This is a genomic window from Luteimicrobium subarcticum, assembly GCF_002798015.1.
Lineage (GTDB): Bacteria > Actinomycetota > Actinomycetes > Actinomycetales > Cellulomonadaceae > Luteimicrobium > Luteimicrobium subarcticum.
In genome coordinates, this window is the sequence record NZ_PGTZ01000007.1 from 342,254 (window position 1) to 361,902 (window position 19,649).

15 protein-coding genes and 1 pseudogene are annotated in these 19,649 nt (G+C 75.7%); 8 read left to right on the forward strand and 8 right to left on the reverse strand.

Annotated features, from left to right (window positions below; translation table 11 throughout):
• Position 1: 1 nt before the first annotated feature.
• Positions 2–1,006 (forward strand): inorganic phosphate transporter, encoded by a 1,005-nt coding sequence (locus CLV34_RS06670; protein ID WP_100349493.1) that lies wholly within the window; start codon positions 2–4, stop codon positions 1,004–1,006.
• A gap of 4 nt (positions 1,007–1,010) precedes the next feature.
• On the opposite strand, the gene CLV34_RS06675 is transcribed toward CLV34_RS06670, so the two are convergent.
• The 5 genes from CLV34_RS06675 to CLV34_RS06695 form a co-directional block, all read right to left on the reverse strand.
• The gene (locus CLV34_RS06675) at positions 1,011–2,087 is read right to left on the reverse strand and encodes an NUDIX hydrolase (protein ID WP_342747205.1); all 1,077 of its coding nucleotides are present in this window, start codon (positions 2,085–2,087) and stop codon (positions 1,011–1,013) included.
• On the reverse strand, positions 2,084–4,429 hold the full coding sequence (locus tag CLV34_RS06680; protein ID WP_100349494.1) for an RNA degradosome polyphosphate kinase: 2,346 nt from the start codon (positions 4,427–4,429) through the stop codon (positions 2,084–2,086). Before CLV34_RS06680 ends, CLV34_RS06675 begins: the two co-directional genes overlap by 4 nt.
• 87 nt (positions 4,430–4,516) lie before the next feature.
• Positions 4,517–5,509 carry a mycothiol synthase gene (mshD, locus tag CLV34_RS06685; protein WP_245859061.1) on the reverse strand — a complete coding sequence of 331 codons (993 nt, stop codon included), beginning with the start codon at positions 5,507–5,509 and terminating at the stop codon, positions 4,517–4,519.
• A 161-nt stretch (positions 5,510–5,670) separates the two neighbouring features.
• The gene (gene acs, locus CLV34_RS06690; protein WP_100349495.1) at positions 5,671–7,701 is read right to left on the reverse strand and encodes an acetate--CoA ligase; all 2,031 of its coding nucleotides are present in this window, start codon (positions 7,699–7,701) and stop codon (positions 5,671–5,673) included.
• A gap of 551 nt (positions 7,702–8,252) precedes the next feature.
• Entirely contained in the window at positions 8,253–9,032 is a 780-nt protein-coding gene (locus tag CLV34_RS06695) for an HAD family hydrolase (protein ID WP_100349496.1), read from the reverse strand.
• A gap of 126 nt (positions 9,033–9,158) precedes the next feature.
• Here CLV34_RS06695 and CLV34_RS06700 point away from each other — a divergent pair, with 126 nt between their 5' ends.
• From CLV34_RS06700 to CLV34_RS06730, 7 genes and pseudogenes are all read left to right on the forward strand, one after another.
• A complete protein-coding gene (locus tag CLV34_RS06700; protein WP_100349497.1) occupies positions 9,159–9,905 on the forward strand; it encodes a CpaE-like family protein in 747 nt (248 codons plus the stop codon).
• Positions 9,902–11,140 (forward strand): TadA family conjugal transfer-associated ATPase, encoded by a 1,239-nt coding sequence (locus CLV34_RS06705; protein ID WP_100349498.1) that lies wholly within the window; start codon positions 9,902–9,904, stop codon positions 11,138–11,140. The genes CLV34_RS06700 and CLV34_RS06705 overlap by 4 nt, the downstream gene beginning before the upstream one ends.
• A complete protein-coding gene (locus CLV34_RS06710; RefSeq protein WP_100349499.1) occupies positions 11,134–11,835 on the forward strand; it encodes a type II secretion system F family protein in 702 nt (233 codons plus the stop codon). The genes CLV34_RS06705 and CLV34_RS06710 overlap by 7 nt, the downstream gene beginning before the upstream one ends.
• Positions 11,832–12,437, forward strand: a complete 606-nt coding sequence (locus CLV34_RS06715) for a type II secretion system F family protein (protein WP_100349500.1) — start codon at positions 11,832–11,834, stop codon at positions 12,435–12,437. The genes CLV34_RS06710 and CLV34_RS06715 overlap by 4 nt, the downstream gene beginning before the upstream one ends.
• 139 nt (positions 12,438–12,576) lie before the next feature.
• Positions 12,577–12,939: a DUF4244 domain-containing protein gene (locus CLV34_RS16920; protein ID WP_245859065.1), complete on the forward strand. Its 363-nt coding sequence runs from the start codon at positions 12,577–12,579 to the stop codon at positions 12,937–12,939.
• Between the two features lie 3 nt (positions 12,940–12,942).
• Positions 12,943–13,284 carry a TadE family type IV pilus minor pilin gene (locus CLV34_RS06725; protein ID WP_100349501.1) on the forward strand — a complete coding sequence of 114 codons (342 nt, stop codon included), beginning with the start codon at positions 12,943–12,945 and terminating at the stop codon, positions 13,282–13,284.
• Positions 13,281–13,622 (forward strand): annotated as a pseudogene (locus CLV34_RS06730) (Rv3654c family TadE-like protein); the annotation flags it as partial. The gene CLV34_RS06725 and the pseudogene CLV34_RS06730, both read left to right, overlap by 4 nt.
• Before the next feature lie 66 nt (positions 13,623–13,688).
• On the opposite strand, the gene CLV34_RS06735 reads toward CLV34_RS06730, so the two are convergent.
• Genes CLV34_RS06735 through CLV34_RS06745 form a run of 3 tightly spaced genes read right to left on the reverse strand, consistent with a single transcriptional unit; the run spans position 13,689 to position 19,470 of the window.
• Complete coding sequence (locus tag CLV34_RS06735) at positions 13,689–16,397, reverse strand: DEAD/DEAH box helicase (RefSeq protein ID WP_245859114.1); 2,709 nt, start codon at positions 16,395–16,397, stop codon at positions 13,689–13,691.
• Between the two features lie 2 nt (positions 16,398–16,399).
• Positions 16,400–17,791, reverse strand: a complete 1,392-nt coding sequence (locus CLV34_RS06740; RefSeq protein ID WP_100349502.1) for a M18 family aminopeptidase — start codon at positions 17,789–17,791, stop codon at positions 16,400–16,402.
• Entirely contained in the window at positions 17,791–19,470 is a 1,680-nt protein-coding gene (locus CLV34_RS06745) for a hypothetical protein (protein ID WP_100349503.1), read from the reverse strand. The genes CLV34_RS06740 and CLV34_RS06745 overlap by 1 nt, the downstream gene beginning before the upstream one ends.
• Positions 19,471–19,649: the final 179 nt, after the last annotated feature.

Below are 19,649 nucleotides of genomic sequence, written 5' to 3' on the forward strand. Positions count from 1 at the left end.
GGTGGAAGCGGCACTCGTCGTCGCGGTGGTCGCGCTCGCCCTGGGCTTCGACTACACGAACGGCTTCCACGACGCGGCCAACGCGATCGCGACCTCGGTGTCCACCCGGGCGCTCACGCCGCGCATCGCGCTGCTCATGGCCGCCGTCATGAACTTCGTCGGCGCGCTGCTGGGCACCGCGGTCGCCGAGACCATCGCGAAGTCGATCGTCGACCTGGGCGACGCGTCCGACCGGGAGTCGCTCGTCGTGATCCTGTGCGCCCTCGGCGGCGCGATCACGTGGAACCTCATCACCTGGTGGTTCGGGCTCCCGTCGTCGTCCACGCACGCGCTGATCGGCGGGCTCGTGGGTGCCGGCCTGGTCGGCGGGCTCGGGATCTACTGGGCGAGCGTGTGGGACAAGGTCGTCCTGCCGATGGTGTTCTCGCCCCTCGTCGGGTTCTGCCTCGCGTTCGCGGTGATGGTCGGGGTCATGTGGCTGTTCCGGAACGCGGCCCCTGCCAAGACGTTCCGGCGGTTCCGGCTCGCGCAGACGGTGTCGTCCTCCGCGATGGCGCTGGGCCACGGTCTGCAGGACGCGCAGAAGACCATGGGTGTCATCTACCTGGCGCTCATCACCGTCGGGTGGGCCGACCCCGACAAGGGCATCCCGCTGTGGGTCAAGATCTGCGCGGCCTCCGCGATCTCGCTGGGCACCTACTCGGGCGGCTGGCGCATCATGCGCACGCTGGGCCGCCGCATCATCGAGCTCGACCCGGCGCGCGGCTTCGTCGCCGAGTCGGTGTCCGCCGGGGTGCTGTACGTCAACGCGTTCGTCCTGCACGCCCCCGTCTCGACGACGCACACGGTGACGTCCGCGATCATGGGCGTCGGCGCGACCAAGCGGCTCTCCGCGGTCCGCTGGGGCGTCGCCAAGAACATCGCGGCCGCGTGGGTGCTGACCCTCCCGGCCGCCGCGGCGGTCGCCGCGCTGATCTTCGCGATCCTCAACCCGATCCTGACCTGACAGGTCAGACGACGGGACGCACCGTCTCGGCCGCCACCACCCGCGGCCCCTTCGCCGTCGTCGCGACGTGCGCCACGACGGCGTCGCCCGGCTCGAGGAACGGGTCGTGCTGCGGCAGGGCGTCCGCGACCGGGCGGCGGGAGTGCTCCGCCAGCACGTCGAGCACCGTCGGGAGCACCGGCCGGTGCGTGCACAGGGCTGCGGGGATCGGCGAGTCGAGCAGGTCGCGCACGATCGCGGCGACCAGCGCGGGCGACCGCTTGTGGTCCGCCTCCGTCAGCCGGTCGTGCTGGTGCGGCTCGAGGCCGGCGGCGCGTGCGTAGAGCGCGACCGTCTGCGCACAGCGCGTCCACTCGCTCGTCACCAGGTCGACCACCCCGTACGCGGCGAGGATCGGCACGAGTGCGGCCGCCTGGGCCCACCCGGCGGGCAGCAGCGGGCGCGTGAGCTCGGTGCCGGCCCAGTAGGCCCGCTGCATCGCGGTGCCGTGGCGCACGACCACCAGGGGACGCGTGACGAGGCGCTCGTGCTCGTGCTCGCGCACGAGAGCCACGAGCGGCTGACGGTCGGCCTGCCGGGTGAGTGCTTCCGCGGCGTCGTCGACGTCCAGCCAGCGGCTCTCGTCGATCTCCGCGGGGTCGACGGGCGCGACGGGGAAGCGCGCCGCCAGCGCCGCCTCGTGCCGGTGCTTCGCGGGCGTCGCCGCCCAGTAGTGCACGCGCTTCACCCGGCCGTCGGGCACCAGGTACTGCAGCCCGGGGAGCGGAGTGCCGAGGACGACGTGGACCCCGGTCTCCTCCATGACCTCGCGCACCGCGGTGACCGCCTGCGTCTCCCCGGGGTCGACCTTGCCCTTCGGCCAGGACCAGTCGTCGTACCGCGGACGGTGCACCAGGAGGACCTGCAACCGCCCCTTGCGCTCGCGCCACACGAGCGCCCCGGCCGACTCGATGACCCGCGACCGCGGCGCCTTGTGCACGCGCCGCAGGGACATCTCGGCCGACGGCAGGACGAGCGGCCGCGACGCCGTCGCCCGGGAGGGCTTCGGCGACGTGTAACCGGCGTGGAGCGGGTGGGTCACGAGGCCGCGGACCGGCTCGACGACAGCCTGGCGCGCTGCCGCGCGATGTAGAGGTCCTGGAGGTCCGTGAGCGGCGTCCCGTCCTCGGCGGCGGCGTGGCGGACCCAGCGGCCGTCCGGGTGCAGGTGCCACGAGCTCGTCGCGTCCGACATGGAGAGCTCGAGCATGTCGACGAGCTCCGCGACCTGGCCGGGGTCCGTGATCCGGACGAGCGCCTCGACGCGGCGGTCGAGGTTGCGGTGCATGAGGTCCGCCGAGCCGATGAAGATCTCGGGACCCTGCGGCGCGGTGTCGGACGGCACGTCGAGGTCGGTGTCCGGGGCGGAGTTCGCGAACGCGAAGACGCGGGAGTGCTCGAGGTAGCGGCCCAGGATCGACCGGACGCGGACGGACTCGGACAGCCCCGGCACGCCCGGCCGCACCGCGCAGATGCCGCGCACGACGAGGTCGACGCGCACGCCCGCCTGCGACGCCCGGTACAGGGCGTCGATGACGATCTCGTCGACCACCGAGTTCACCTTGATCTTGATCCACGCCTCACGACCCGCGAGGGCGGCCTCCCGCTCCCGGTCGATGCGCTCGACGAGCCCGGCGCGCACGCTGCGCGGGGCGACGAGCAGGCGGTGGAACGTGGAGCGCGGCGCGTACCCGGACAGCTGGTTGAACAGGCGCGTGAGGTCCTGGCCCACGTCCGGGTCGGACGTCAGCAGACCGAGGTCCGTGTAGAGGCGCGCGGTCTTCGGGTTGTAGTTCCCGGTGCCGACGTGGCAGTAGCGCCGCAGGGAGCCGTCGGGCTCCTGCCGGACGACGAGCGCGAGCTTGCAGTGCGTCTTCAGGCCGACGATCCCGTACACGACGTGCACGCCCGCCTGCTCGAGCTTGCGCGCCCAGGAGATGTTGGCCTGCTCGTCGAACCGCGCCTTGATCTCCACGAGCGCGAGGACCTGCTTGCCCGCCTGCGCGGCGTCGATGAGGGCGTCCACGATGGGGGAGTCGCCCGACGTCCGGTACAGGGTCTGCTTGATCGCGAGGACGTGCGGGTCGGCGGCGGCCTGCTGCAGGAGCGTCTGCACGGACGTCGAGAACGAGTCGTACGGGTGGTGCAGCAGGACGTCCTGGGTGCGGATCGCGGCGAAGATGTCGGTCGGGAGCGAGGACTCGACCTCGGCGAGCTGGCGGTGCGTCGTCGGGACGAAGCGCGGATAGTGCAGCTCGGGGCGCTCCAGGTCGGCGATGACGTTCAGGCCGGTGAAGTCCAGCGGTGCCGGCAGCGTGTAGACCTCGGACGCGTCGACGTCCAGCTCGCGCACCAGGAGGTCGCGGATCCGGGAGCTGATGCCCTCGGCGAGCTCGAGCCGCACCGGCGGGCCGAACCGGCGCCGCAGGAGCTCCTTCTCCATGGCCTGGAGGAGGTTCTCGGCGTCGTCCTCCTCGACCTCGACGTCCTCGTTGCGGGTCACCCGGAACGTGTGGTGCTCGCGCACCTCCATACCGGGGAACAGGTAGTGCAGGTGCGCGCCGATGATCTCCTCGAGGGGCACGAACGACGTCGGGCCCTTCTCGGGGTCCGCGGTCTGCGTGCTCGGCGCGGACGGGCGCCCGCGCGCGTCGACCGCGATGAAGCGCGGCAGCAGCGGCGGGACCTTGACGCGCGCGAAGTGCTGCTTGCCCGTCGTGGGGTTCGCGACGACGACGGCGAGGTTGAGCGACAGCCCCGAGATGTACGGGAACGGGTGCGCCGGGTCGACGGCCAGCGGCGTCAGCACCGGGAAGATCTGCTTGCGGAAGTACTTGTGCAGGCGCTCCTGCTCGTGGTCCGACAGCTCGTCCCAGTGCACGAGCGTGATGCCCTCGCCGGCCAGCGCGGGCTGCACCTGGTCGCGGAACACGCGCGCGTGCCGCGTCATGAAGGAGTGCGCCTGCTCGCTGATGGCCTCGAGCACCTGGTGCGGCGCGAGGCCCGACGCGGCCGTCACCGCGATCCCCGTGGCGATGCGTCGCTTGAGGCCGGCGACCCGCACCATGAAGAACTCGTCCAGGTTGGACGCCGCGATCGCGAGGAACCGGACCCGCTCCAGCAGGGGGAGCGAGTCGTCCTCCGCGAGGCCGAGCACCCGGTCGTTGAACGCCAGCCAGGACAGCTCGCGGTCGAGGAACCGGTCGTCCGGGAGGGGGGCGAGCTCGACGGCGTCGGCGTCCGCCGGGTCGTCGTCCACCACGGACGGAGCGATGTGCTCGGCGATGTGCGCGGCGAGCTCCGGGTCGAGGGGCCTGTTGTCCCCGGGCACCTTGTTCTCGGCGCGGGCGTCGGTGCGGTGCGTGTCGGTCAGCGGCTCCGTCATGACCTCATGGTGTCACCGATCGGTGAACGACGGGTGTGCTTCCGGAGACCGGGCGGAAGACCGGTCCGGAGACCAGAGGTGCTCGCGTCAGACGCTCGTCATCTGCACGTCGGCAGCGAGCCGCGAGAATCCCGAGCCGAGGTAGGTGGCCTTCGCGGCCTCGTTGTCGCCGTCGAGGTAGAGCTCGACCTGCGTCACGCCCACGGCGGCCAGCCGACGCAGGCCGTCACGCAGGAGCCAGCGACCGAGCCCGGTGCCCCGCGCGCTCTCGTCGACGCCCAGGACGTAGATCTCGCCCGTGCGCTCCCCGCGCGAGGCCTGCGGCGGGACCTTCGTCCAGCAGTAGCCGACGAGCTCGCCGTCCGACTCGGCGAGGGCGAACCCGCGCGGGTCGAACCAGGGCTCGCGCTCGCGGGCCGAGACGTCGGCGAGCGACACGCGCCCCTGCTCCGGGTGGGACGCGAAGACGCGTGCGTTGAGCTGGACCCAGGCCGCCTCGTCCTGCCCGGGGACGAAGTCGCGGACGGTCACGCCGGCCGGCGTCGCCCCCGCGTCCAGGTCGGCGGCGACGAGGTCCGCGGGCAGCGGGCGGCCCATGCGCCACAGCTCGCGGGTGACGGACAGCCCGCGCGACGCGCCGAGGCGCCGGGCGGCCGTGAGGTCGCCGTGCGCCCACAGGGCGAGCATGCGGCCGCGGGCCTGTGCGAGGTGCTGCACGCGCGACAGCATGGCGACGCCGATGCCGCGCCGGCGGACGTACGGGTGGACGACGAGCTCGGCGCTCGCGCGCGACGTCCCGCCGAGGTCGAGCTGGGCGTAGCCGAGGAGCGACGGGCCGCGGTTCGTGCTTCCGGACGCGCGGGCGAGGACGTGGCGCACGGGGGCGTCGGCGGCCTCGAGCCACAGCAGGGGCTGCTCGGAGAGCGGAGCGACGCCGTCCGTCTCGCGGGCCGCGCGGGCGAGGGCGCGCACGGCGGCGGCGTCCTCCGGGGTCAGGAGTGCCGGGACGTCGTCGAGCGTGAACTCGAGGGTGCGACCCACGGAGAAGAGGGACGCGACGGCGGACGTGAACTCGTTCACGTCACAATTTGATCACGAAAACCTGTGTGTACAGCAAGCCTGCAGGTCAGGGGCCGGGTGAAGTCCCGCGCGCGCCCCTTCCGGACGTGGTCCGGGCCCCTCCGACGGCGCGGAGGGGCCCGGATCACATGGTCGAGCGGGGACGGTACCGTCCCGGTGGGTCAGTCCTCCGACGACGCCCCGGGGGTCGCGAGACCCGCCGAGATGAGGTCCATGACGGACGAGTCCGCGAGCGTCGTCGCGTCGCCCACCGTGCGGTTCTCGGCGACGTCACGCAGCAGGCGGCGCATGATCTTGCCGGATCGCGTCTTCGGCAGCTCCGGCACGACGAGGATGCGGCGCGGCTTCGCGATGGGGCCGATCTCCTTCGCGACGTGGTTGCGCAGCGTGAGCTGGACCTCGTCGGAGCCCTCGGGGGTCGCCGCCTTGTCGGCGTGCTCTCCGCGCAGGATCACGAACGCGACGACGGCCTGGCCGGTCGTGTCGTCGGCAGCGCCCACGACGGCGGCCTCCGCGACGATCTCGTGCGACACGAGGGCGGACTCGATCTCCGTGGTCGACAGGCGGTGGCCCGAGACGTTCATGACGTCGTCCACGCGGCCGAGCAGCCAGATGTCGCCGTCCTCGTCCTTCTTGGCGCCGTCGCCGGCGAAGTAGAGGCCCTCGAAGCGCGACCAGTACGTGTCCTTGAAGCGCTCCAGGTCGCCCCAGATGCCGCGCAGCATCGACGGCCACGGCTCCGACAGCACCAGGTAGCCGCCGCCACCGTTCGGCACGGAGTGCGCCTCGTCGTCCACGACGTCCGCGACGATGCCCGGCAGGGCGACCTGCGCCGAGCCCGGCTTGGTCGCCGTGACGCCCGGCAGCGGGCTGATCATGATGGCGCCCGTCTCGGTCTGCCACCACGTGTCGACGATGGGGGCCTTGTCGCCGCCGATGACGCGGCGGTACCACATCCACGCCTCCGGGTTGATGGGCTCGCCCACCGACCCGAGCACGCGCAGCGACGACAGGTCGAACTGCGCGGGGATGTCCTCGCCCCACTTCATGCACGTGCGGATCGCCGTCGGGGCCGTGTAGAGGATCGTCACGCCGTACTTCTCGACGATCTCCCACCAGCGGCCGCGGTGCGGGCTGTCCGGCGTGCCCTCGTAGACGACCTGCGTCGCGCCGTTGATCAGCGGGGCGTACGTCACGTACGAGTGGCCGGTGATCCAGCCGATGTCGGCGGTGCACCAGTAGACGTCCGACTCGGGCTTGAGGTCGAAGACGTTCCTGTGCGTGTACGCCGCCTGCGTGAGGTAGCCGCCGGTCGTGTGCAGGATGCCCTTCGGCTTCCCGGTCGTGCCCGACGTGTACAGGATGAACAGCGGGTGCTCGGCGTCGACCCACACCGGCTCGTGCCGCACGTCGGCGGACTCGAGGGCCTCGTGCCACCACACGTCGCGGTGCTCGGTCCACGCGACGTCGCCGCCCGTGCGACGCACCACGAGGACGTGCTGCACGGTCGTCGCGGGCTCGCCCTCGCGCTCCTCGAGCGCCTCGTCGACCGCCGGCTTGAGCGGGGAGGCGGCGCCGCGGCGGAAGCCGCCGTCGGCCGTGATGACGAGCTTCGCCTCGGCGTCCGCGATGCGGCTGCGGAGCGCGTCCGCGGAGAACCCGCCGAACACCACCGAGTGCGGCGCGCCGATGCGCGCGCACGCCAGCATCGCGACGACCGACTCGACGAGCATCGGCAGGTAGATGACGACGCGGTCACCCTTCTCGACGCCGAGGGCCGCGAGCGCGTTCGCCGCGCGCGACACCTCGCGCTGCAGGTCCGCGTACGTCACCGTGCGGGTGTCGCCGCCCTCGCCCTCGAAGTGGATCGCGACGCGGTCGCCGTGGCCGGCCTCGACGTGCCGGTCGACCGCGTTGTACGCCGCGTTCAGGATGCCGTCGCCGAACCAGCGCGCCACCGGCGCACCGGACCAGTCGAGGGTCTCGGTGAAAGGCGTCTTCCAGGTGAGGAGCTCGGTCGCCTGCTGCGCCCAGAACGCGAGACGGCCCGCGGAGGCCTCCGCGTAGAGGCCGGGCTGCGCGTTCGCCTGCGCGGCGAACTCCGGGGTGGGGGGGAAGCTCCGAGTCTCGTGGAGCAGGTTCTCGAGGCTCGAGGTCTCGGGCTGTGGCACGTCGTCCTCCGTGTTGCGCATCGTCTCTGGTGCGGTGGCTCACGCCATCGTCACACGCGGGGCAGCCAGGCGGGTGCCGGGTGCCGCGCGGGTGAGGTCGGTCACATGCTACTCATGGTTCGGACGGATCGGTTCCAAACTCGGACCGTCGCAGGCTCGGTCGTGTGACGGTGCGTCGACCCGTCGCGTCCGCATCGGCAGACCGCGCCAGGTGTGGACGAGGTTCTCGTCGTCGGGGACGCGCAGCGGGCCGGTCACGCGTCGGAGCATTCCACAGGGCGTGCCGAGCGCCTGCCCGAGACGGCTCCGGACGCGAGAACGGCACCCCGTCGTCGGGGTGCCGCACCGCCAGCGGGAGGGTCGGGTATCCGCGCCGTTCTTTCTTCAAGCCGCCGCGACGGGACAAGCCCGGTCGGCGCTTCACGTGGACGAAAGGGTGTCTTGCGGGGGTCCCGTGCCGCTCTGTGCTGTGGCCTTCCACATTCCGCCCGAACGCGCCTGACCACAACCCCGGCGCCGACGTCCGCGTGGATCTGCACAGCCTGTTCTACCGGTGTTCGGTGCCCCGGGCGTCAGGCGCGGCGGCGTCGGGCGACACCCCAGACGAGGGCGACCACCCCGGCCAGCGTCACCGCCCCGGCGGTCGCGAGCACGGGCTTCGAGGTCAGCGCGGTACGGGCCGAGACGGGGCGCGCGAAGCGCCGCACCTCCCAGCCCCGCTCGTCCGCCGCGGCGCGCAGCGCGCGGTCCGGGTTGACCGCCGTCGCGTGCCCGACGACGGACAGCATCGGCACGTCCGTGACCGAGTCGGAGTACGCGTACGACGCCGCCAGGTCGTAGCCCTCGCGGGCTGCGAGGTCGCGGATCGCCTCGGCCTTGTGCTCCCCGTACGCGTAGAACGTGATGTTCCCGGTGTAGCGGCCGTCCGCGACCTCCATCTGCGAGGCGATGAAGTCGTCGGCACCGAGCACCGCCGCGATGGGGGCGACGAGGTCGGACGCCGACGCCGACACGATCACGACGTCCCGGCCCGCGGCGTGGTGCTCGCGGATGAGGTCGACCGCCTCCGCGTAGACGACCGGGTCGATCGTGGTCGCGAGGGAGCTCGTCACGATCTCACGCACCTGCGCGACGTCCCAGCCCGTCACGAGCGTGCTCATGCTCGCCCGCAGGCGCTCCGTCTGGTCGGCGTCCGCGCTGCCCAGCATGAAGACGAAGTGGGCGTACGCGCTGCGCAGCCCCTCCGCCCGGGTCACGAGGCCGCCCGCGTAGAACTCGCGCGAGAACGCCATCGCGGAGGTGGTCGCGATGACCGTCTTGTCGAGGTCGAAGAACGCTGCCGCTCGCGTCATCGTGCGAGCGTAGCCCTGCGCTCACGCCCGTACACGGTCGTTTCGTCACGATCTGGTTCCACAGTGCAGCGCCCGCGGCCCCGGCGATCTCCCGCTGCGGGTCGCCCGCAGGCCAGGCTCGGCCCCATGCCACCACCCGTCTCACGGAACACGCCCTGGCCGGTCGCCGTCGACGCGCGCGTGCTCGCCGTCGTCGGGTCGTGCGGCGGGGTCGGGACCTCCACCTTCGCCGCCGCCGTCGCGGCCGTCGCGCGCGCCGACGGACCCGCTGCCCTCGTCGACCTCGACACCGAGGGCGGCGGCCTCGACGTGCTGCTCGGCGTGGAGGACGTCGTCGGCGCGCGCTGGCCCGACCTCTACGCCGCCCGCGGCGTCGTGCCCGCCGGCGAGCTCCTCGCGTCCTTGCCCCGGTGGCGCGGCGTCCCCGTGCTCAGCGCCGACCGGCGACGCCCCGGGCACGTCGCCGACGACGTGCGCACCGCCGTCCTCGACGCGCTGCGGTCCGGCAGCACCACCCTCGTCCTCGACGTGCCCGGCGCGGCCGCGGCCTCGGTGCCGGGCGACGCGACGACAGCTCTCGTCGTGCCGCGCACCGTCGTCGGGCTGGCGCACGCGCTCGCCGCCACGCGGCGGCCCGCAGGGACGGCCGGCGCGGGCGGGGCGGTGGGGGCGCAGGTGGCCGTCGTCGCCGCCCGGCCCACCGGGCACCTTCATCCCGCGGACGTCGCCGACGCGCTCGGCCTGCCCGTCGTCGCGCGCGTGCGGCACGACCGCCGGTCCGCCGCCGACGTCGAGCGCGGGACGGGCCCACGCGTCGGGCGCGGCACCGCGCTCCGGTCCGCGGCCAGGGCCCTGCTCGGGGCGGTGCGGTGACCCGGCCCGACCCCGCCCTCGTCGCGCGTGTCCGCGAGCGGCTCGGCACCCGGCCCGCGGGCCACGCACCCACCGAGACCGACGTCGCCCGTGCGCTGCGCACCACCGGGCTCGTCGTCGGCAGCGCCGCGACCGCCGGTCTCGTCCGCGCCGTCACCGCCGAGATCGCCGGCGCCGGACCCGTCCAGCCGCTGCTCGACGACCCCGACGTGACCGACGTGCTCGTCAACCCCGCCGGGGACGTCTGGGTCGACCGCGGCCGCGGGCTCGAGCGCGCGACCGTCCGGCTCGACGGGCCGGCAGACGTCCGGGCGCTCGCGGTGCGGCTCGCCGCCACCGGCGGGCGACGGCTCGACGACCAGCAGCCCGCCGTCGACGCGAGGCTCCCCGACGGGACGAGGCTCCACGCGGTCGTCGCGCCGCTGTGCACGGCGGGCGCCGCGATCTCGCTGCGGACGCACCGCCCGAGCGCGCTCGGGCTCGACGACCTCGTCGCGGCAGGCGCCGTCCCCCGCGCGTGGCGGCCCGTCCTCGCCGGGCTCGTCGCGCAGCGTGCCAACGTGCTCGTCTCCGGGGCGACCGGCACCGGCAAGACGACGTTGCTCGCCGCGCTGCTCGCGCTCGTCCCGCCCGGCGAGCGCGTCGTGTGCGTCGAGGAGGCCCGGGAGCTCGCGCCCCGGCACCCCCACGTCCTGCACCTCACGCCGCGCGCCGCGAACGTCGAGGGGTCCGGCGCGGTCGGGCTCGACGAGCTCGTCCGGCACGCGCTGCGCATGCGACCCGACAGGATCGTCCTCGGGGAGTGCCGCGGCGCCGAGGTGCGTGACGTCCTGCTCGCGCTCAACACCGGTCACGACGGCGGCATGGCGACCGTGCACGCCAACACCGCGTCCGACGTGCCCGCGCGGCTCGAGGCGCTCGCCGCGCTCGCGGGCCTCGGCCGGGACGCCGTCGCCGCGCAGGCCGCCAGCGCGCTCGACGTCGTCCTGCACCTGCGGCGCGACCCCGCGACGCGTGTCCGGCACGTCGCCGAGCTCGGCCGCGTGGGGCGGGACGAACGGGGCGAGCTCGTCGTCGACGTCGTCGCGCGGTGGGACGGGCGCGGGCCGGTGCACGAGGGCCCCGGGTGGCGTGCGGCGGCCGCGACGTGGGGTGCGGCTGACCCACCGGGCGTCGCGGACGCCGGGCCGGTGGACGCCGGGCCCTTGGACGCCGGGGTCGAGCGGGCGTGCTGACCGACGTCGTCGTCGGCGTGCTCGTCGGGCTGGCGGCTGCGACGGCGGCGTGCCGCGGGGCACCGCTCGGCGGGTGCTCGGCGCGGCGCCGGGCCCGGGCGCTCGACCCGCGGTCCGGGCGCGGCACCGGCGGTCGCGGCACCGGCCGGCGCCGGCGCGCGGGCGCGGAGGCGGCACCGGCCCCCGTGCTCGTCGCGCAGGTCGCCGCGCTGCTGCGCTCGGGTGCGCCGCCCGGTGAGGCGTGGCGGGCCGTCGCGAGCGTGCCGTGCGACGCCACCGGTGTGCCCGACCCGGGTGCGCTCGCGCGTCGGCTCAGCGGCCGCGGGGCGGCCGACGGCACCCGGGCCGCGTGGGGCGTCGTCGCCGCGGTGCGGCTCGCCGTCGACCTCGGGGCGCCGCTCGCGGACGTGCTCGACGACGTCGGGGCCGCGCTCGCCGTCGCGCACGAGGTGCGGGCCGAGCAGGAGGCAGCGCTCGCCGGGCCGCGCGCCAGCGCGCGGGTGCTGCTGTGGCTGCCGCTCGCGGGCGTCGGGCTCGGCTACGCGCTGGGCGTCGACCCGGTCGCGTTCCTGCTCGGCGGGCCGGCCGGGTGGGCGACGGTGGTGCTCGCCGCCCTGCTCGTCGAGGCGGGGCGGCGGTGGACCGGTGCACTCGTGCGCACCGTCCGGACCGATGCCGAGCGGGGTGCCCGATGACGACCGCGCCCGGCGGCGCGGCCGTGGACGCGGCCGTCGGCGTGGTCGTGGCGCTGCTCGCGCTCGCCGCCCTCGCCCCCTGGCGCCCGGTCGCCCACCGTCGCGCACGCCGCCTGACGGACGCGACGACGCCCGGTGACGCCGCGGCCTGCGTGGGCGGCACCGCGTCGTGCGACACCGTCGTCGTGCTCGCCCTGCTCGCGGCAGCCGGTCGCACGGGCGTCGGGCTACCGCGAGCCCTCGAGGCGGTCGGGGCCGCGGTGCCCGGCCCCGACGGGGTCACGCTGCGCCGGGCCGCCGACCGCCTGGCCCTCGGGGCGTCGTGGACGGACGCGTGGGCGGACGCGCCGGGGCCCGGGCCCACCGGGCTCGTGGTCGCCGACGTGCTCGCGCCGTCCTGGGACCGTGGGGCCGCGCCGGGGCCCGCGCTGCGCGCCGCGGCCGAGCACCTGCGCCGAGAGCGGCGCGAGCACGCCGCGACAGCCGCCGGGCGCCTCGGGACGCGCCTCGTGCTCCCGCTCGGCCTGTGCTACCTGCCGGCGTTCGTGCTCGTCGGGATCGTGCCGGTGCTCGTCGCGTACGGCGCCGGGGCCTTGGGGTGAGGGTCGTGCACCGGTCGGTCGTCCAGGGGCCGGCCCACAGCCCGCGGACGACTGCAGGGGCGGCGCGGCACGGGTCCGGGCAGGCGCGGCACGGTGTGCGTGGTGACGGCAGGGTGCCGTCACCGGAGGGGAGACGACCATGAGCATCCTGCTCAGCAAGGAAGACCGTCCGACGGCCACCCGGGGGCACGACGGGCACACCACGCGCGCCGCGCGTGGTGCCGGTCGCAGCGCGGACGCGACCGGTCCTGGCGCGGTCCGGACGGGCGCGGTCCGGACGGGAGCGGTCCGGACGGGAGCGGCGGGCGTGGTCCGACGTGCCCGAGGGCTCGCGGGCGCTTCGCGCCTCGCCGGTCGGGAGGCCGGGATGGCGACCGCCGAGTACGCGGTCGCGACGCTCGCGGCCGTGGGGTTCGCCGGCCTGCTGCTGGTGATCCTCAAGAGCGACGAGGTGCGCGGGATGCTGCTCGGCATCGTGAAGTCCGCGCTGTCGGTGGGCTGAGGCGTGCGCGACCGCGAGCGGGGCAGCGTCACCGCGGAGCTCGCGGTCGCGCTGCCCGCCGTCGTCCTCGTGCTGGTGGTGGTCCTCACCGTCGGGTCGGCGTCGTCCGCGCACCTGCGCGCGCTCGACGCGGCCCGCACCGGCGCCCGCGCCGCGGCGCTCGGGGACGACGACGCGGCCGTGGTCGCGGACGCCCGGCACGTCGCGGGTGCGGGGGCCGAGGTGTCGACGCGGCGGGACGCGGACTGGGTCACCGTCACGGTGACGGCGCCCGTCGTGGGCGGGTGGTCCGGCTTCGGGCCGCTGCGCGCGTCCGCGACCGCGTCGGCGCTGGTCGAGCCGTGAGCGCCCGCAGCCGCGAGAACGGCTCCGGGACGGTGCTCGTCATCGGCCTGATCGCGGTCGAGCTGGCGCTCGCCGCGTTCCTCGCGGCGCTCGGCGCCGCGCAGGCCGCACGGTCGCAGGCGCAGACGACGGCCGACCTCGCGGCGCTCGCGGGAGCGACGGCGCTGCGGTCCGGGCACGACGCGTGCGCGGCCGCCGGACGAGTCGTGGCCCGGCACGGTGGGACCGTCGCCGAGTGCGTCGGCGAGGGGGACGGGGTCGTCCGGGTCGTCGTGCGGTGTCCCGTGGGCGGGGTGGCCGGAGCCTGGACCGGGGGACGCGACGCCGAGGCGGTCGCCCGGGCCGGCCCGCGCCCGCCCACCGCGTCGACACGGCTCGCGGGAGGTCTCCGGGCGCAGCCGTCGTCAGGCCGGTGGCGCCGCGGCGAGGACGACGTCGAGCAGACGGCGGGCACCGTCCTTGTCGAGGGGGTGGTTGAGGTTCCCGCACTTGGGCGACTGGACGCACCCGGGGCACCCGTCGGCGCACGGGCACGACGCGATGGCGTCGCGGGTCGCGCGCAGCCAGGTCGCGGCGAGGTGGAAGCCGCGCTCGGCGAACCCCGCGCCGCCCGCCAGGCCGTCGTGCACGAACACGGTCGCCTGCTCGGTGTCGACGTGCAGCGCGGTCGACAGGCCGCCGAGGTCCCAGCGGTCGCACGTCGCGAGCAGGGGCAGCAGGCCGATCGACGCGTGCTCGGCGGCGTGCAGGGCGCCCGGCACGGCCTCCTCGGTGAGCCCGGCTGCGTCGAGCACGGACGTCTCGACCGTCCACCAGACGGCCATGGTCGAGAGGTACCGCTCGGGCAGGTCGAGGTCCTCGTCGGACAGGATGCGCAGGTCCGGCAGGTGCCGGCGCTGGAAGCTCACCACCTGGCTCGACACCTCGACGGGACCGTACCCCCACGTGACGGACGGTCCCCAGGCACGCTCGTGCACCGGTTCGTCGGACGCGAGCCGCACCGTGGACGACGTGCGCGCCCACGTCCCGAAGTCGACCTGACGCTCCTCGACGAGCGCGACGGTGGGGTGCCCCGCGGCATCGTCGGTGGAGTCGGGGGAGCCGGTGGACCACCCGCCCTCCGACTCGAGCGCCCGGACCACGAACGTGCGCCCCTGGTGGACGTACACGGCACCGGGGTGGACGGTCGAGTCCGCGGCGGCGGAGTCGACCGTCCCGAGCATCCGGCCGGTCGACTCCTCGACGACCCGGACGGACGGGCCGCCCGAGCCGCGCAGGTCCGCCATCGACGCGGCGGGCCGGGCGTGCGTCCAGTACCAGCCGGACGTGCGGCGCCGCAGCGCCCCGCGGTCCGACAGGACGTCGAGCAGCCCGCGCACGTGCCCGGCGTCGCCGAAGGTGTCGAGCTCGTCGGTGCGCAGCGGCAACTCGGCGGCTGCGGCGCACAGGTGCGGAGCGAGGACGTACGGGTTCGCGGGGTCGAACACGGTCGCCTCGAGCGGGGCGTCGAGCACCGCCTCGGGGTGGTGGACGAGGTACGTGTCGAGCGGGTCCTCCCGGGCGACGAACGCGACGAGCCCCTCGGCGCCCGCCCGCCCCGCACGACCCGCCTGCTGCCACAGGGAGGTGCGTGTGCCCGGCCAGCCGGCGACGAGCACCGCGTCGAGGCCCGACACGTCGATGCCGAGCTCGAGCGCGTTCGTCGTGGCGAGCCCGCGGACGGCACCCGACCGCAGCCCGGCCTCGAGCTCGCGCCGCTCCTCGGGCAGGTACCCGCCGCGGTACGCGGCGACGGTCGCGGCGAGCTCGGCCGACACGTGCCGCAGGTGGTCCTGCGTCGCGAGCGCGACCGACTCCGCGCCGCGGCGCGAGCGCGTGAACGCCAAGGTCCGCGCGCCCGACGCGACGAGGTCCGCGAGCAGGTGTGCCGCCTCGGCGGTCGCCGACCGGCGCGCACGCTCGGGGGCGTCGCCCACGACGGCGGGGCCGTCGGGCTCGTCGACGAGCCCGAGGTCGTCGTGGGCGGTCGGGTCGACGAGGAGCGCGTCGGCGAGCGCGGCCCAGTCATCGTCCGCGCTCTGCGCCGGACCGCCCGCGCTCCGCGTCCGACGGACCGCACCGGCGGTCCCCGCCGCGCGGGCGGCGGCGACCTCGGGCGGCTCGACGCCCTCGAGCTCGGGCGGCTCCCACAGGACGAACGTCTTGCGCCCGGCGGGCGAGGTGTCGTCGGCGACCGTCACGACGTCGTCCGGGTCGACGCCCACCAGCCGCCCGACGGTGCCGGCCGGGTCCGCGGACGTCGCCGACGCGACGACGAACGTGGGCGCAGGCCGCCCGGTGGCACGGTGGTGGTCGGCGAGCCGCCGCAGCCGTCGCAGCACGAGTGCGACGTGCGCCCCGAACACGCCCCGGTACGCGTGCCCCTCGTCGACCACGACGTACCGCAGCGACGCGAGCAGCCGGGACCAGCGGCGGTGGTCGGGCAGCAGCGTGTAGTGCAGGAAGTCCGGGTTCGTGAGCACGACGTCGGCGTGGTCGCGCACCCAGCGGCGCTCGTCCTGGGAGGCGTCGCCGTCGCACGTCGCGACGCGCACGGCGTCCCGCCCGCGGTCGACGCCCGACGCCGCGAGCAGGCGCTGCAACGCGGAGAGCTGGTCGGCGGCGAGCGCCTTCGTCGGGCACAGGTACAGGACGGCGCCGCGCCCGCGTCCGCCCGGCCCGGCGGCGCGCACCGTCTCGATGCGGCCGGCGTCGAACGTGTCGGCGGCCCGGCGCGCGGCGACGTCGTCGCGCACCGACGTCAGCGCGGGCAGCCAGAACGCGAGCGACTTGCCCGACCCGGTGGAGGTCGCGAGCGCGACGTGCCGCCCCGCCCACGCCGCCTCGGCGGCGACGGCCTGGTGCTCCCACGGCTCGGCGACGCCGAGCGCGCGGTATCCGGCGACGAGCGCGGGGTCGGCCCACACGGGCCACGGGCGGTGCCGCGCGTCGCGCGCGGGCAGGACGCGCACGTGCCGCAGGCTGTCGGCCCGCCCACGCCCGGTGAGCAGGACGTCGAGCAGCGGGCTGGGCTCGTCGTCCCGCCCGCCGTGCGGGCCACGCGCGGCCGGCACGCTCACCCGAGGAGCGCGGCGCGCATCGCGCGGCTCAGGTACCAGGGGTCGACGACGGCGGTGAGCTCGCGCGCCGAGTGCATCGAGAGGATCGCCGCGCCGACGTCCACGGTGCGCAGGCCCAGCCGGGTCGCCGTGATCGGGCCGATCGTGGAGCCGCACGGGATCGCGTTGTTCGACACGAACGCCTGGCTGGGGACGCCGGCCGCCGCGCACGCCGCCTCCCACGCGGCGATGCCGACGGCGTCCGACGCGTACCGCTGGTTCGCGTTGATCTTGAGGATCGGCCCGCCTCCTGCGACGGGGTGGTTCGCCGGGTCGTGCCGCTCGGCGTGGTTCGGGTGCACGCTGTGGCCGACGTCGCTCGACACGACGAGGGAGGCGGCGCGGGCCCGGCGCACGTCCTCCGCGGACGCGCCCAGCCCCGCCTGGACGCGGTCGAGCACGTCCTCGAGGAACGGCCCGGCGGCCCCGGAGCGCGACGACGACCCGATCTCCTCGTGGTCGAACGCGGCGAGCACCGCGATGCGATCCGCGGCGTGGTCCGGACCGGCGCCCGCGTGCGCGAGGAGCGCGACGAGCCCCGCGTGCACGGACAGCAGGTTGTCGAGCCGCCCCGACGCGAGGAGTGCGCCACCCGCCCCGAAGGTGCGCGGCGCCTGCGTGTCCGCGACCGCGAGGTCGTACCCGAGCACGTCGTCCGGGTCGACGGTGGCGTCGGCGCCGACGACCCCGCGGACGACCTCCGCCAGGACGTCGTGCTCGCGCGGGTCGCCGAGGCCCCACACGGGCTGCGTGTGCCGCTGCTTGTCGAGCGCGAGCGAGTCGTTGACGCTCCGGTCGAGGTGGATCGCGAGGTGCGGCACGCGCAGCATCGGGCCGGTGCGCACCAACAGCTCGCGGGTGCCCCGTGGTCGGCCGCCGACCTGTCCGGCGCGGTCGCGCACCACGACACGACCCGCGAGCTCGAGCTCACGGTCGAGCCACGACGCGAGCACCGGGCCGCCGTACACCTCGACGCCGGCCTGGAGCCAGCCGTGCGCCCCGGTCGTCGGGCGGGGCTTGAGCCGGAACCCGGGCGAGTCGGTGTGCGCGCCCAGCACCGTCACGGGCGTCGTCGGGGACGCACCGTCGGGGACGACCCACGCGATCACGGACCCGTCGCGCACGACGACGAACCGCCCCGGGCCGCCGGGCCACGCGTCCGTCTCGGCGAGCCGGACGAACCCGGCCCCTGTGACGCGCCGGGCGACCTCCTCGGCCGCGTGGAACGACGACGGGGACGCCTCGACGAAGCGCGCGAGGTCGTCGGCGTGCTCGCGCGCGGCGGTCGGGACGGCGCTCGGGTCGGTGCTCGGGGTGCTCGGGGTGCTCTGCGGCTTCACGCCCTCCATCATCGCCCAGCGACGGTGGCGTCCGCCGACGGCAGCGGCTCGACCCGGTGGTCGGCCGTCACCAGGACCGTGGTGGCGTCGTCGGTCCCGAGGTACCACTTCGCCACGCCCACGTCGTAGTTCGCGATGTACCGCGCATACGGGACGACCTGGTAGACGCCCGGCTCGAGCGGGAACGGGTGCTCGCCACCGGGCGCCGAGCGGCAGTAGTCGGTGACGTCCCACCGCGGGATCGGGAGGGCGAGCGTCCCGCCCGGTGCGATCCGTCGCAGCCCGGGCTGCTGGTCGTCCGCCCCCACCCCGACGACGCGCCCGTCCTGCACCCAGAGCGCGACGGCGTGCGCGGGGCCACCGAGCGAGAGGGGCTTGTCGCCGTCGTTGCGCACGACGACGTCCAGCCCGGACCCGGACGCGCGGACCCGCACGGTGCTGAGCCCGTCGACGTCGACGTCGGCGGTCCGGACGACCAGGTCCGTGACGCTCTCGCCGCACGCGAGCGGCGAGCCGGCGAGCCACTCCGGCTGCGCGCCGTCCGGCACGGTCGAGATCACCGTGACGCCGACGGGCTCCGACACGAGGCGCTGCTGCCGTCCTTCGGTGTCGGTCACGGTCGAGCTCACGACCGCCTGGTAGGGGCCCGCCGGCATCGGGTCGCCCGTGGCGCAGGACGCGAACCGCACCGTGGTCCGGGCGGTCCCCGTCCCCGGACGGCCTGCCTTCGTGTCGGACGTCGCGCCTTCCGTCGCGCCGGACGGCTCGACCCGGTTGCCGAGCCCGACGACCCGGTCGCCGCTGGTCAGCCAGACCGACGGCGCCAGGTCGCCCGCGCGTACCGGGAAGGAGCCGCTCGCGACGCGGTACGACGCCGTCCAGGTGCCGCCGGAGACGACGGTGTCGCGCACCGGGTCGAGCGTGACGGGGACGAGCGGGTCCTTGTCGAGGCCGAGCCGCGCGGGGCACAGGGGGCCCGCGTCCGGGGCGGCGACGGCGGGCGGGCCGTCGTCGCGCAGCAGCGGAAGGCACAGCGCGCCGGCGACGAGCGCGACGGCCGCGCCGACGGCCACCGCGCGCAGCAGCCGGGCGCGGCGGCGCGCACGGACCCGGGCGACGAGGTCGGGGGTGCGCTCGCGCGGGGGCCGGGGTGGCGTGAGGGGCCGCGTCGCCCGGGGGCGCGGCCGGCGAGCCGGAGGGGGCGGGGCGAGCCGCTCCGCCGCCGGGCCGGCCGGGGTGGTGGCCGGGCCCACGTCCCGCAGGGCGGCGAGGTCCCGCTCGGCGTCCTCGTCGAGGGGGACGAGGTCCTCGATCTCACGCTGGACCGCGTCGGCGAGCTCGTCGACGTGCGAGCCGACGACGATCCGGACGCCCGGGGACCGGTCCGGCGGCGGTCCGGCGGTCCGTGCGCGGTGCACGAAGACCGTGACGATCGCGTCGTCGAACACCCGCTCGACGACGGCGGGGTCGAGCACCGGCGGCGCGTCCTCGGACTCGTCGTCCGGCGGGTCGTCCGGGTTGCGGTGACCGGCGTCCGCGGGGAGCGCGGGGACCGAGGGGTCGGTCGCGTCCGTCGGCCCGGGGGCGCCCGGGAAGACGGGCGCCACGGACAGGCGGTCGGCGGCGACCTGCTGCAGGTCGTCGCCGCGCTGCTCGACCACGTCGCGCAGGTCGTCCTGCCAGCCCATGGGCACCTCCCGTGCGCCGCCGGTCAGGAGCGACGCACACTCCTGATCGTGCGCGCGTCGGCCGCGCCGTGCAGCGCCGGTGCGGGTCACGGGAAGGATTCCACCCGGCGCGGCGACTCGCCCGGCCGGAGGACACCCCGGCGGAGACCTGTTACCGCTCCTGCCCTTCTGCGTACACT

Excerpts from the sequence above, each read along its gene's own strand:
- CLV34_RS06740 (WP_100349502.1), bottom strand. The coding sequence starts at position 17,791 with ATGGAGGGCGTGAAGCCGCAGAGCACCCCGAGCACCCCGAGCACCGAC.
- CLV34_RS06680 (WP_100349494.1), bottom strand. The coding sequence starts at position 4,429 with ATGACGGAGCCGCTGACCGACACGCACCGCACCGACGCCCGCGCCGAG.
- acs (WP_100349495.1), bottom strand. The coding sequence starts at position 7,701 with ATGCGCAACACGGAGGACGACGTGCCACAGCCCGAGACCTCGAGCCTC.
- CLV34_RS06700 (WP_100349497.1), top strand. The coding sequence starts at position 9,159 with ATGCCACCACCCGTCTCACGGAACACGCCCTGGCCGGTCGCCGTCGAC.
- CLV34_RS16920 (WP_245859065.1), top strand. The coding sequence starts at position 12,577 with ATGAGCATCCTGCTCAGCAAGGAAGACCGTCCGACGGCCACCCGGGGG.
- CLV34_RS06695 (WP_100349496.1), bottom strand. The coding sequence starts at position 9,032 with ATGACGCGAGCGGCAGCGTTCTTCGACCTCGACAAGACGGTCATCGCG.
- CLV34_RS06715 (WP_100349500.1), top strand. The coding sequence starts at position 11,832 with ATGACGACCGCGCCCGGCGGCGCGGCCGTGGACGCGGCCGTCGGCGTG.
- CLV34_RS06745 (WP_100349503.1), bottom strand. The coding sequence starts at position 19,470 with ATGGGCTGGCAGGACGACCTGCGCGACGTGGTCGAGCAGCGCGGCGAC.